The organism is Roseateles sp. SL47 (assembly GCF_026625885.1).
GTDB lineage: Bacteria > Pseudomonadota > Gammaproteobacteria > Burkholderiales > Burkholderiaceae_C > Roseateles.
This window is the reverse complement of record NZ_CP113068.1, coordinates 287548-300541: the sequence shown is the minus strand read 5'-3', so window position 1 is coordinate 300541 and position 12994 is coordinate 287548. Positions and strand designations below refer to the sequence as shown.

Annotated in this window: 11 protein-coding genes; 10 read left to right on the top strand and 1 reads right to left on the bottom strand. The window is 65.8% G+C overall.

The window, feature by feature from the left end:
• The first annotated feature begins 7 nt into the window (after positions 1 to 7).
• From OU995_RS01160 to OU995_RS27395, 10 genes are all read left to right on the top strand, one after another.
• Positions 8 to 1156 carry a PrpF domain-containing protein gene (locus OU995_RS01160; RefSeq protein ID WP_267833517.1) on the top strand — a complete coding sequence of 383 codons (1149 nt, stop codon included), beginning with the start codon at positions 8 to 10 and terminating at the stop codon, positions 1154 to 1156.
• A gap of 334 nt (positions 1157 to 1490) precedes the next feature.
• On the top strand, positions 1491 to 2669 hold the full coding sequence (locus OU995_RS01155; protein WP_267833516.1) for an isovaleryl-CoA dehydrogenase: 1179 nt from the start codon (positions 1491 to 1493) through the stop codon (positions 2667 to 2669).
• Positions 2670 to 2725: 56 nt separating this feature from the next.
• Positions 2726 to 3421 (top strand): carbonate dehydratase, encoded by a 696-nt coding sequence (gene can, locus OU995_RS01150; RefSeq protein ID WP_267833515.1) that lies wholly within the window; start codon positions 2726 to 2728, stop codon positions 3419 to 3421.
• Between the two features lie 66 nt (positions 3422 to 3487).
• Positions 3488 to 5338 (top strand): bifunctional isocitrate dehydrogenase kinase/phosphatase, encoded by a 1851-nt coding sequence (gene aceK / locus OU995_RS01145; RefSeq protein WP_267833514.1) that lies wholly within the window; start codon positions 3488 to 3490, stop codon positions 5336 to 5338.
• Between the two features lie 94 nt (positions 5339 to 5432).
• Positions 5433 to 6611, top strand: coding sequence for an acetyl-CoA C-acyltransferase (locus OU995_RS01140; protein WP_267833513.1), 1179 nt, complete (start codon positions 5433 to 5435; stop codon positions 6609 to 6611).
• Positions 6611 to 7279, top strand: a complete 669-nt coding sequence (locus OU995_RS01135) for an SDR family oxidoreductase (RefSeq protein ID WP_267833512.1) — start codon at positions 6611 to 6613, stop codon at positions 7277 to 7279. The genes OU995_RS01140 and OU995_RS01135 overlap by 1 nt, the downstream gene beginning before the upstream one ends.
• Before the next feature lie 12 nt (positions 7280 to 7291).
• Positions 7292 to 8419 (top strand): acyl-CoA dehydrogenase family protein, encoded by a 1128-nt coding sequence (locus tag OU995_RS01130; protein ID WP_267833511.1) that lies wholly within the window; start codon positions 7292 to 7294, stop codon positions 8417 to 8419.
• A 552-nt stretch (positions 8420 to 8971) separates the two neighbouring features.
• On the top strand, positions 8972 to 9616 hold the full coding sequence (locus OU995_RS01125) for a choice-of-anchor J family PEP-CTERM protein (RefSeq protein WP_267833510.1): 645 nt from the start codon (positions 8972 to 8974) through the stop codon (positions 9614 to 9616).
• Between the two features lie 25 nt (positions 9617 to 9641).
• A complete protein-coding gene (locus OU995_RS01120; RefSeq protein WP_267833509.1) occupies positions 9642 to 10061 on the top strand; it encodes a post-PEP-CTERM-1 domain-containing protein in 420 nt (139 codons plus the stop codon).
• Positions 10062 to 10066: 5 nt separating this feature from the next.
• A complete protein-coding gene (locus OU995_RS27395; RefSeq protein ID WP_324288686.1) occupies positions 10067 to 11569 on the top strand; it encodes a PA domain-containing protein in 1503 nt (500 codons plus the stop codon).
• Between the two features lie 221 nt (positions 11570 to 11790).
• Here the strand turns inward: OU995_RS27395 and OU995_RS01110 are convergent, their stop codons facing one another.
• Positions 11791 to 12918, bottom strand: coding sequence for an ABC transporter substrate-binding protein (locus tag OU995_RS01110; RefSeq protein WP_267833508.1), 1128 nt, complete (start codon positions 12916 to 12918; stop codon positions 11791 to 11793).
• Positions 12919 to 12994 lie beyond the last annotated feature (76 nt).

Below are 12994 nucleotides of genomic sequence, written 5' to 3'. Positions count from 1 at the left end.
CCACCACATGCGTGGCGGAACCTCCACAGGCCTGGTGATCTGGGAACCGATCGCCCCCAGGGACGAGGCGCTGCGGGAGGAGCTCCTGCGCCATTTGATGGGTGTTCCCGCCCACGGCGAGCGGCCCGGCAACAAGCAGGCCACCGGCCTGGGTCGAGGCACGGCCACCAGCAACAAGGTCTTCTTTGCAGACCTGGAGCAAGGCGCCTCCGGCGTTCGCCTGGTCAGCACCCTGGCACAACTCGCGCCCGACCATGGGCGCATCGACTGGAGCGTGAACTGCGGCAACATGTCTTCCGCTCTGCAACTCTGGGCAATGGACACCGGCCTGGTGGATCTCCCCGCCCAGGGAGCGACCGCGCTGGAGATCAGAAACACCAACACCGGCGTGCTGACGACCTCCCGCATGACGCTGTCCCCCGAGGGCCCCTGGGTCCAGGCCGAGATTCCCGGCGTGATGGGCCGGCACCCGGCCGTGGATCTTTTCCTGCACGCACCCGCCGGAGCCAAGACCGGACGCCTGCTGCCCACCGGACAGGCGCGGGATGTGATCGATGGGGTGCAGGTCAGTTGCGTGGACGTGGCGGTGCCGATGCTCATCATCCGCGCACAGGACCTGGGCAAGACGGCCCATGAGTCCCTTCAGGAGTTGTCAACCGACACCGCCTTCCTGCAGCGGCTGAAGTCGCTGTGGGTGGAGGCTGGGCTGCGGATGCAGCTGCGCCGCAAGGACGGCGGCCTGATGACCGCCGAGCAGTTGGCACTGAGCGAGACCATTCCGAAGGTCTGCATCGTGGGCCCGGCGCGTGGGAGCGCCGATCTGGCCGTCCGCTATTTCACGCCGCAGACCGCCCATGCCTCGCTGGCCGTGTCGGGCGGCTGCTGCCTGGCGTCTGCCACCCTGATCCCCGGTTCGGTCGCCCATGAATTGGCGCCGAAAGTGGCGTCTGCCACCCTGCGCGAATTCAGCGTCAACATCGAGAATCCTGCCGGGGTGCTGTCCACCACCGTGGTCGCGTCTGCCGACTCGGGTCAGATCACCATTGCTTCGGCGGCCTACCAGAGAAGCGCCCAGGTGCTGCTGAAGGGGACGGTGCCGCTCTACAACGCGTCGGAACCGCTCCGACAGGCCTTGGAAGCCATCGCTTCGGCCTGATTCTGTTCGGCGGCGGTTGCTGCCGGGTCGCGAAGCGTCCCATCCGAGACTGCTTTTCCCATCCCCCGCCATTAAGTAGTTTTGCGCTACGCCCAACCCGCCTTCACTCACCTTAGAATTGACGTGAACGTTAATGCTGTGCCGTGCGCGTCATACAACTTCGCTTTCGGCGGAATGCTGGGCGGACTGTCTGGCGGACTGTCGGGCCGACGGTCCGCGCATGTCGGTCCGACGTTTGGCAACGCGCGCGGCCCGGCCGTAACCCCAGCTCGAAACATCAAAGAATCTGTCCTGCCCGGCCTCTGGCCGGCAGAGGCGGTCGAGGAGACAACCGATGAACCTGCCTGGCCTGAACTTTTTCCTGGGCGAAGACATTGAAGCCCTGCGCGACACCGTGCGGGCCTTCGCCGATGCGGAAATCGCCCCCCGCGCCGCCGAGATCGACCGCAGCGACCAGTTCCCCATGGACCTTTGGCGCAAGATGGGCGACCTGGGTGTGCTGGGCATCACCGTGCCGGAGGAATTCGGCGGCGCCGGCATGGGCTACCTGGCTCACATGGTGGCCATGGAAGAAATCAGCCGGGCCTCTGCGTCCGTCGGCCTGAGCTATGGCGCCCACAGCAACCTGTGCGTCAACCAGATCAAGCGCAATGGCACCGACGCCCAGAAACGCCAATACCTGCCCAAGCTGATCAGCGGTGAACATGTGGGCGCTTTGGCCATGAGCGAGCCGGGCGCCGGCTCCGATGTGGTCAGCATGAAGCTGCGCGCCGACAACAAGGGCGGCTATTACCTGCTCAACGGCAGCAAGATGTGGATCACCAACGGCCCGGACGCCGACACCCTGGTGGTCTACGCCAAGACCGAACCCGAACTCGGTGCCCGCGGCATGACCGCCTTCCTGATCAACAAGGGCATGAAGGGCTTTTCCATCGCGCAGAAGCTGGACAAGCTGGGCATGCGCGGCAGCCATACCGGCGAGCTGGTGTTCAAGGATGTGGAAGTGCCGGCCGAGAATGTGCTGGGCACGGTGGGCGGCGGCACCAAGGTGCTGATGTCCGGCCTGGACTATGAGCGCGCCGTGCTGGCCGCCGGGCCCATCGGCATCATGCAGGCGGTGATGGACAACGTCATCCCGTACATCCACGACCGCAAGCAGTTCGGCCAGAGCATCGGCGAGTTCCAACTCATCCAGGGCAAGATGGCCGACATGTACACCGTGCTGCAGGCCGCACGCGCGTTCTGCTACACCGTGGGCAAAAACCTCGACGCGCTGGACGGCGCCCATGTGCGCCAGGTGCGCAAGGACTGCGCGTCGGTCATTCTCTGGTGCGCTGAAAAAGCCACCTGGATGGCCGGCGAAGGCATCCAGATCTTCGGTGGCAACGGCTACATCAACGACTATCCCCTGGGCCGGCTGTGGCGTGACGCCAAGCTTTACGAAATTGGGGCGGGCACGTCCGAGATCCGGCGCATGCTGATCGGCCGCGAGCTGTTCGCCGAGACGATGTGAGGGTCGCCGCGGCCGGAGCACCGGCCCTTCCGCCGCGCAGTGACAAAATCGCAGCCATGAGCACGAACGAACTCCAAGACCTGCTGAACAACAACAAGCGTTGGGCCGCGCAAACGGAAGACGAAACCCCCGGTTTCTTCTCCCGCCTGTTGAAGCAGCAGACCCCGCAATACCTGTGGATTGGCTGCGCCGATAGCCGTGTCCCCGCCAACGAACTGGTGGACCTGCTGCCCGGCGAGCTGTTCGTGCATCGCAACGTGGCCAACGTGGTGGTGCATTCCGACCTCAACTGCCTGTCGGTGATGCAGTTTGCGGTCGATGAGCTGAAGGTGCGCCACATCATCATCGTGGGCCACAGCAATTGCGGCGGCGTGCGCGCCGCCCTGAAGGACCTGCGCGTGGGCCTGGCGGACAACTGGCTGCGCCATGTGCAGGACGTGCGCAACCATCATCAGGAGTGGCTGGATCAACTGCCGCAGGACCAGCGCGTGAACGCCCTGTGTGAACTCAATGTGCTGGAACAGGCCCGCAATGCCTGCCAGACCACGGTGGTGCAGGACGCCTGGGCCCGCGGGCAGGAGGTGTCGGTGCATGGCTGGGTCTACGGCCTGCATAACGGCCTGCTGAAGGACCTGAAGGTCACCGCAGGCCATCATGGCGACGTGGGCCCGGCCTACCGCCGCGCCCTGGCGGCCTTGCACCAGCGGTATGAAGCGGCGACCGGCGCCGGTTCAGCCGCCGTGCAGGGCTGACCGGGCCGGCCGTTACCGACCCTCCCGGGCGCAACACTGGCGCACCCCCAACCCGCAGGCAGGCCCATGTTTCCTCATGAACTGACCGATCCTCGCGCTTTTCAGATCGCGATGGCCCTGCTGGAGGGGTTCAACAAGCACTACCGCCTGTTTCGTGCGGCCAGCGCCAGCGCCAAGCAACGCTTCGAGCAGGCCGACTGGCGCGGCCAGCAACGCGCCCAGCGCGAGCGCATCGAGTTCTACGACCTGCGGGTGGACGAAGCGGTCACCCAACTGGAGGCCCGCTACCAGGCCAGCCAACTGCCCACCGAGGTCTGGCAGCAGGTCAAGCTGCACTACATCGGCCTGCTGACCAACCATCGGCAGCCCGAGCTGGCCGAGACCTTCTTCAATTCGGTCTGCACCCGGCTGCTGCACCACAGCTACTTCCACAACGACTTCATCTTCGTGCGGCCCGCCATCTCGACCGAATACATCGAGAACGACGAGCCCGCCGCCCAGCCCACCTACCGCTGCTACTACCCCTCGCACGACACGTTGCGTGACACCTTCATGCGCATCGTGTGGAACTTCCAGCTCGATCTGGAGTTTGAAGATCTGGCGCGCGACATCGACCACGTGCTGCAGGCCATCAGCCGCGAGCTGGGCAATTTCCGCTGGCGCACCAATTTCCAGGTGCAGGTGCTGTCGTCGCTGTTCTATCGCAACAAGGGCGCCTACATCGTGGGCAAGATCGTCAACGGCTTCACCGAAACAGCGTTTGCCTTGCCCATCCTGCATCTGGAGGAAGCCCCGGGCCACTCAGCCGCCGCGCACACCAGGCCAGGGCTGCTCTACATCGATGCGGCCCTGTTCGGTGAAGACGACCTGCTGATGCTGTTCAGCTTTGCACGGGCCTATTTCCTGGTGGATATGGAAGTGCCCAGCGCCTACGTGCAGTTCCTGCGTTCGCTGATGCCGCGCAAGCCGCGCTCGGAAATCTATGCCGCGCTGGGCCTGCAGAAGCAGGGCAAGAACCTCTTCTACCGCGATTTCCTCAACCACCTGCGCCACAGCTCGGACAAGTTCCGCATCGCGCCCGGCATCAAGGGCATGGTGATGCTGGTGTTCGACCTGCCGTCCTATCCCTTTGTGTTCAAGGTCATCAAGGACTTCTATCCGCCGCAGAAGGACACCACCCGCGAGCAGATCCAGTCCAAGTACCTGCTGGTGAAGCAACACGACCGGGTGGGCCGCATGGCCGACACCCTGGAATACACCCGTGTCGCCTTCCCGCGCCATCGCTTCGAGGAGGAACTGGTGGCCGAGCTGAAGCACTTCTGCCCCAGCCTGCTGGAGGAAAGTGGCGACGACCTGATCATCCATCACCTCTATATCGAGCGCCGCATGGTGCCGCTCAACATCTATCTGCAGGAGGCTTCGCCTGAGCAGCTGCAGCATGCGGTGGTGGAATATGGCAACGCCATCAAGGACCTGGTGGCCGCCAACATCTTCCCGGGCGACATGCTGTGGAAGAACTTTGGCGTCACCCGCCACGGCAAGGTGGTGTTCTACGACTACGACGAGATTGAATACCTGACCGATTGCCACTTCCGCGAGGTGCCTGCACCGCGCAATGAAGAAGAGGAAATGTCGGGTGAGGTCTGGTATGCCGTCGGCAAGCACGACGTGTTTCCCGAGACCTTCGGCCCCTTCCTGCTCGGGCACGGCGAGGTGCGGGAGGCGTTCATGGCCCACCATGCCGATCTGCTGGACCCGGCCTTCTGGCAGGCGCACAAGCAGCGCATTCTGGCGGGCCATGTGCACGATGTGTTTCCCTATGACCCCCACAAACGCTTTCGGGTGCAGGCCAGCCCGCCCGCCCCGCAGGCCCCGCAGATCCCGGAACTGGAGCATCGCGAACTGCCGATTCAATAAAAGGCACCGGGGCTCGCGCCAGCCGCCCCCGGCCTTCACTGCGCCATCGGCCCTTCGGGGCCACCGAGTCACAAGCTGAACCAAGGAGACTGTCATGTCCGACTCCATCGTCATCGTGTCTGCCGCCCGCACGCCCATCGGCGGCCTGCTGGGTGATTTCGCCGGGCTGTCCGCCTGGGAACTGGGCGCCGCTGCCATCAAGGCTGCGGTGGAGCGCGCCGGCATCCCCGGCGATGCCATCAACGAGACCTTCATGGGCAACTGCCTGATGGCCGGCCAGGGCCAGGCCCCGGCGCGCCAAGCGGTGCTGAAGGCGGGCCTGCCGCAATCGGTGGGCGCGGTGACGCTGTCCAAGATGTGCGGCGCCGGCATGCGGGCCGTCATGTTTGCCCACGATGCGCTCAAGGCTGAAAGCGCCGATGTGCTGGTGGCTGGCGGCATGGAGTCGATGACCAATGCACCGCACCTGATGTTCGCGCGCAAGGGCGTGAAATATGGCGCCGCGCAGATGTACGACCACATGGCCCTGGACGGCCTGGAAGATGCCTACGAACGCGGCAAGGCCATGGGTGTGTTTGCCGAGCAATGCGTGGACAAGTACGCCTTCAGCCGTGAAGCGCAGGACCAGTTCGCCATCGCCTCCACCGAGCGCAGCAAGCGCGCCAATGAAGACGGCAGCTTCGCCTGGGAAATCGCCCCGGTGACACTGGCCGGCAAGGGCGGCGACACCGTCATTGCCCGCGATGAGCAGCCCTTCAAGGCCAAGCTGGACAAGATCCCCAGCCTGAAGCCCGCGTTCAAGAAGGACGGCAGCATCACGGCGGCGACCTCGTCGTCCATCAGTGACGGTGCCGCCGCGTTGGTGCTGATGCGTGAATCCACCGCCCGGGCGCGTGGCCTGACGCCGGTGGCCCGCATCGTTGGCACCGCCGTGCACGCCAATGCGCCGGAATGGTTCACCACCGCCCCGGTGGGCGCCATCCAGAAGCTGCTGGCCAAGAACCAGTGGGACGCCAAGAGCGTAGACCTGTGGGAGGTGAACGAAGCCTTTGCGGCCGTGACCATGGCCGCCATGGCGGAATTCAAGCTGCCGCATGAGATCGTCAACGTGAACGGTGGTGCCGTGGCCCTGGGCCACCCGATCGGCGCGTCCGGCGCCCGCATCCTGGTGACGCTGCTGGGGGCGCTCAAGCATCGCCAGCTCAAGCGCGGTGTGGCGGCCCTGTGCATTGGCGGCGGTGAAGCCACCGCCGTGGGCGTGGAGCTGATCTGATGACCCAGATTCTGATCATTGGGGCGTCGCGCGGCATCGGCCTGGAACTGGTGCGCCAGCATCGGGCCTCCGGCGACCAGGTGGTGGCCACGGCCCGCGACGAAGAGAGCCTGCAGCGGCTGCGAGCCCTGGGCGCCACCGCCATCAAGCTGGATGTGTCCGATGTGGTCAGCATTGCCGGCCTGGCCTGGCAGCTGGACGGCTTCCAGTTCAATCGCGTGATGTACGTGGCCGGTGTTTACGGCCCCCGCACCCTTGGCCTGCAACCGCCCAGTCAGGCGGATTTTGATGCGGTGATGCACACCAATGTACTGGGCCCGATGCGGGTGCTGCCGCAGTTGCTGGATGCGCTGGCACCGGATGCCCGCATCGGCATCGTGTCCTCGCGCATGGGCTCGCTGACGCTGCGGGCCAATTCGGCCGGCTGGGTCTACCGGGCCTCCAAGGCGGCGGTGAACTCGGTGATGAAGGACATCGCCCTGTCCCTGGACGGCCGCGCGCTGTGTGTCAGCCTGCACCCGGGCTGGGTCAAGACCGACATGGGCGGGCAGGAAGCCGATATCGACGTGGCCACCAGCGCCGCCAGCCTGCGCCAGGTGCTGGACGGCCTGACGCCGGGCGACAACGGCGCCTTCTTCAACTATGACGGCCAGCCGCTGCCGTGGTGAGGAACCGGACCCATGCTGCTCTCTGAAGACCACCGCGCGGTGCAGGATGCCGTGCGTGCTTATGTGCAGGACCAGATCGCCCCGTATGCCGCTGCCTGGGACAAGTCCCACCAGTTCCCGGCGGAACAGCTCAAGGGCCTTGCGGCGCTGGGCTGCTATGGGGTGGCCGTGCCGACCGACTACGACGGCGCGGGCCTGGACTATCTCGCCCTGGCGGTGATCCTGGAAGAGATCGCGGCCGGCGACGGCGCCACCTCCACCGTGGTCAGCGTCAACAACTGCCCGGTGTGCAGCATCCTGATGGCCTTTGGCAACGAGGACCAGAAGGAACGCTTCCTCAAGCCGCTCGCCCGGGGCGACATGCTCGGCGCCTTCTGCCTCACCGAGCCGCATGTGGGGTCCGAAGCCGGCGGGCTGAAGACCACCGCCGTGCGGGACGGCGACGACTACGTGCTCAACGGGGTGAAGCAGTTCATCACCAGCGGCAAGAACGGCGACCTGGCCATCGTGATGGCCGTGACCGACAAGGCGGCCGGCAAGAAGGGCATCAGCGCGTTTCTGGTTCCCACCTCGACCCCTGGCTACACGGTGGCTCGGGTGGAGGACAAGATGGGCCAGCATGCCAGCGACACCGCCCAGATCCTGTTCGAGAACTGTCGCGTGCCGGTGGCCTGGCGGCTGGGTGAGGAGGGGCAGGGGCTGAAGATCGCCTTGTCCGGGCTGGAGGGCGGCCGCATTGGCATCGCTTCGCAGTCGGTGGGCATGGCGCGGGCGGCCTTGGAGGCGGCGCTGAAGTACAGCAAAGAGCGGGTGGCGTTCGGTGTGCCGATCTTTGAGCACCAGGCGATCCAGCACAAGCTGGCGGACATGGCCACCCAGATCGAAGCCGCTCGGCAGCTGATCTGGCATGCGGCCAGCCTCAAGGATGCGGGGCTGCCCTGCCTGAAAGAAGCCGCCATGGCCAAGCTGTTTGCCAGCGAGATGGCGGAGAAGGTCTGCTCGGCCGCCATTCAGGTCCACGGCGGCTACGGCTATGTGAGCGATTTCCCGGTGGAGCGCATCTACCGCGATGTCCGGGTGACGCAGATCTACGAAGGCACCTCCGAGGTCCAGAAGATCCTCATCGGGCGCGCGCTGTAACTGTCAGCCTCGCCGGGAGCACGCTCAGCCCTTGGGCATGCTCAAGGGGGTGCTCAATCAACGGGTGCCCAACGGTTGCTCAACGGTTGCTGAACGAGAGCTCCATCGGTGATCGTCACGGTGACCGTGTCCCTATAAGCGCCTGACACCGTGCAGGCGCAGGTGACGGTCGCCGCCACCTGGCGTTCGTGCCCCGGCGCAGGTCCCGGGGTCAGTCCTTGCCATCCGGACTTTCACCAAGCGCGCCACAACAGGCAGCCACGAACCGGGCGCTGGCCGTGGCGCCGCCCCATCCGGCCCGACCTTTTAGGCGCATTCCAGGCGTCTTCCATGCCAATCCGATGACGACTAGGGAAACAACTACCCCTCCGTCCAGGGGGGGACTGGCGTTTCCCAAGGCTGCCTGTTCGTGAAGCTCGTCACACAATCAGTCAGCCCCGGGGCGGGGGAGTCTGGACCGACCCGCGGAAATCTGGCGCGACCCGCATGACGGTGAGCGTGTCTCCAACAGCCAGGGTGGACATCCCACCGCTTTCTCCTGAAGGACCTGCAATGTTCAAGCAAGCCTGCGCGGCATTGGCGCTGGTGGGTGCAATGGCATCCGCGCACGCCGACGCCACCCTCATCAGCGAGGGATTTGACAACGTCGCCAATCTGACCTCCTCCGGGTGGCAGATCCTCAACCTCAGCACGCCGGCTGGCAGCACCTCCCCCTGGGTGCAGGGCGACCAGACCTTCTTCACCGCGCTGAGCGGCGCTGACAACTCCTTCATCTCCAGCAACTTCAACAATGCTGGTGAACTGGGCAATTTGTCCAGCTGGCTGATCACGCCGGTGTTCTCCACCGCCACGGATCTGGTCGTCACCTTCTGGGCCCGCGCTGACATCGTCGACGGCTACTTCGACCAGCTGACCTTCGGCCTGGTGAATGCCGCCGGCAACCCGAGCAGCCTGGTGCTGGACACCACCGTGACCGTCACCGGTGAGTGGGCCCAATACACCCTGAATCTGGCGAGCCTGGGCGCGGGCACCAGCGGCCGTTTCGCCATCGAATACGTCGGCAGTGCCGACCTCGCCAACTATGTCGGTGTGGACAACCTGAGCGTGAGCGCCGTGCCGGAACCGGCCAGCGTTGCCCTGGCCGGGCTGGGTCTGGTTGGCCTGGTCGCCGTCCGCCGCCGCCGTCAGGTCCGTTGAGCGTGCCTTGCACAAGGAGCCCCAGATGCTGAATCGAACCTTCTCCCTGACCGCCCTCTGCGCTGCCGCGCTGCTGCCCCTGGCCGCTTCCGCCGCCGAAGGCTCGCTGCCGGTGACCGAAGCCGCCCAGGACACCCTGGTGGTGGTCCGGGATGCCGACACCGGCAAGCTGCGCGCCGCCACCAATGAGGAGCGTGCCTCCCTGCAATCCCTGCGCGCCTCCAAGCGTGCCGTGGCGCTGAGCGCCGTGGCCGCCACGCCGCAGCTCAAGCGCCATGCCACCGGCGCGACCGGTGTGCGCATGACTGACGACATGATCAGCTACTCCGTGGTCGTCCGTCGTGCCGACGGCACCCTGGAAGAGCAGTGCTTCCCGACCAAGCAGGAAGCAGACGCCGCTGTGGCCAAGGGCTTCGCGGCCAAGGCTGAACTCCCCACCAAGTGAGCACCATGGACAAGAGCATCAAGACTTTCGCTGTGCGCGCCAGCCTGCTGGCCGCCCTGTGCGCCGCCGGTGCCAGCCAGGCCGCCACCATCGTGATTCAAAGCCGGGACCCGGCCGGCGTGGGCTTCAATGACACGACGCCGGTGGCCCCGGTGGGCGGCAATCCTGGCACCACGCTGGGTGAGCAACGCCTGTATGTCTACCGCTATGTGGCAGACATCTGGGAAAAGCAGCTCGACAGCAACGTGACCATCACGGTCAACGCCGGTTGGGAAGCGCTGACCTGCACCGCCACCTCCGCCACGCTGGGCAGCGCCGGCGCCTGGAACATCTGGCATGACTTCCCCAACAGCCAGCCTGGCACCTGGTACCCCCAGGCGCTGGCGAACAAGCTGGCGGGCGTCAACCTGACCGACGGCGTGCCGGACGACGGCAGCGGCTACGGCAACGTGGACATCAAGACGCAGTTCAACGTCAACCTCGGCACGACCGGATGCCTGGAAGGCAGCCCGTTCTACCTGGGCGTGGACGGCAATGCCGGCGACGCGGTGAACTTCGTTGAAACGCTGTTGCATGAACTGGGCCACGGCCTGGGCTTCTCGGTGCTGACGGTCTATACCGGCAGCGTGTCGAGCGCCGTGGGTTACCGCCTGAACGCGGACGGCACGGCCTACCAGGCCAGCGGCGGGCTTCCCAGCATCTGGGAACAGTACATGTACGACAACACCGCCGGCAAGACGTGGCTGAACATGACCAGCGCAGAGCGCCGGGTCTCAACCACGAATGCGCTGGGTCTGGCCTGGATCGGCCCGCAGGCCGTGGCAGGTGCAGCGGTGACGCTGAACCCGCTGCCGGTGCTGAAGACGACCACGTCGGCGCCCGGGTATTCCGGTTTCTACGCCTACAACACCGCGTCCTTCGGGCCTGCGGTGGCCAACGGCCTGAACCTGGGTGCGCTGGCGGTGGTGCCGGCGGACCCGGTCAACGGTGCAGGCTGCCTGGCCTTTGATGCCGCCACCGCCACTGCGGTGGCCGGCAAGGTGGCCATCATCGATCGCGGGACCTGCGGCTTCGCGGTGAAGACCAAGAATGCCCAGAACGCTGGCGCCATCGGCGTGATCATCGCCAACAACACGGGCGGTGCAGCCCCTGGCCTGGGTGGTTCCGACCCGACCGTGGTCATCCCCGCCATCAGCGTGTCCCAGACTGACGGCGCCACGCTGAAGGCTGCTGTGACTGCTTCGGTGCCGTACGGCAGCCGTCGCGGCCCTGGCCAGGTGTCCGCCTCGCTGTCCACCGACCCGACCCGTCGTGCCGGTGCCGATGCCCTTGGCCGCCCGCTGCTGTACACGCCGTCGGTGCTGGCCTCCGGCTCGTCGGTGTCCCACTGGGATGTGTCGGCGGTGCCCAACTTGCTGATGGAACCCAGCATCAACAGCGACCTGACGACCGTCCTGGTGCCTCCCAAGGACCTGACCCGTCCGCTGCTGAAGGACCTCGGCTGGTAAATCGGCGGGCCCGCGCTGGCCGGCCTCCACCGGCCGGACCCCGCCTGACGGCTTTGATTTCAAGGGCCCGGTGCGTGCTGCACCGGGCCTTTTTGTTGGGGACCGTGTGCCGCTGATCTCGCCTGGGCAAGGGTGACGCGGGGCATGGACCCAGCGCCGAGGCAAGGGGCGTATCCAGATGAGCGGGGCGGGGCCGTAACAGGCAGCCCTGGCCGTGACACTCAGCGACGGACCTTGCCGTCCGCCGTCAGGATGGTCATGTCGACAAACTTCGAGCCGGTGTGCTTCTGGGCATTGAAGTTGATGAAGAAGCCGCCCGCATCAAAGTCCCGCAGACCTTCCAGAGCGCTGATCAGGCTGTCGGAGCTGAGGTTGTTGCCGGCGCGACGCAGACCTTCGATCAGCACCTTGGCGGCCACAAAGCCCTCTATCCCGGTATAGCCCAGCTCCTTACCCGCAGCCTTGGCACGCTGGGCATATTCCTGCGCCAGCGGGTTGGTGCCGCTGAACGGGAAGGGCACCACCTGCGACACCACAACACCGCGCGAGTCCTTGCCCAACTCGTGGGCCAGCGCCTGTGCGCCGACGAAGGACAGGTTGTAGAAGTTGCCCAGGAACATGGCATGGCGCGCCTGGCGGATGAACGCGGCGCAGGATTTGTAGGCGCTGATCTGGACAATGGCCTCCGGCTGCGCAGCCATGATGGCCTTGACCGCCGCTGTGACTTCCACGGAATTGCGTTCCACCGTGGCCGTGGCCACGGGCGCCATGCCATGCTTTTTGAGCGCGGCCTCCATGCCGCTCAGGCCGGCCTGGCCGTAGGCGTCGTTCTGATAGAACACCGCCACCTTCTTGATGCCCACCGACTTCAGCTGCCGGACGATCTCATCACATTCGTCGTCGTAGGACGCGCGGATGTGGAAGGCATAGCGATTGAACGGGGTGCGCAGGGCCTCGGCGCCGGTGAAGGGCGCAAAGAACGGCACCTTCGCGGCGCTGGCCAGCGGCAGGGCGGCCAGCGACGTGGGTGTTCCGATGTAGCCGAACAGGGCGGTGACGCCCTCGTCCAGCAGCTTGCGGGTGTTGGCGACGCAGCGCTCCGGCTCATAGCCGTCATCCAGGCTGCGCAACTCGATGCGGCGGCCGTTCACGCCACCACGCTGGTTCATGTAGTCAAAAGCCAGCAGGGCCCCCTCGCGGAACTGCTCGCCCAGTTCCTTGGCCGGACCGCTCAGCGGCGCCGACTGGCCCAGCACGATCTTGGAATTGTCTGCAAACGCCGGCAGTACCGGCAGGGCGGTCGCGCCGGCAAGGGCGGACAGCTGGGTGAGAAGTTGGCGGCGTTTCATGGACGGTCCGAACAGCGTGGGGCCATCATCTTCCGTGAAGGTGTCACCTTGGCGATAGCCCCAGACTGTGCGAGGG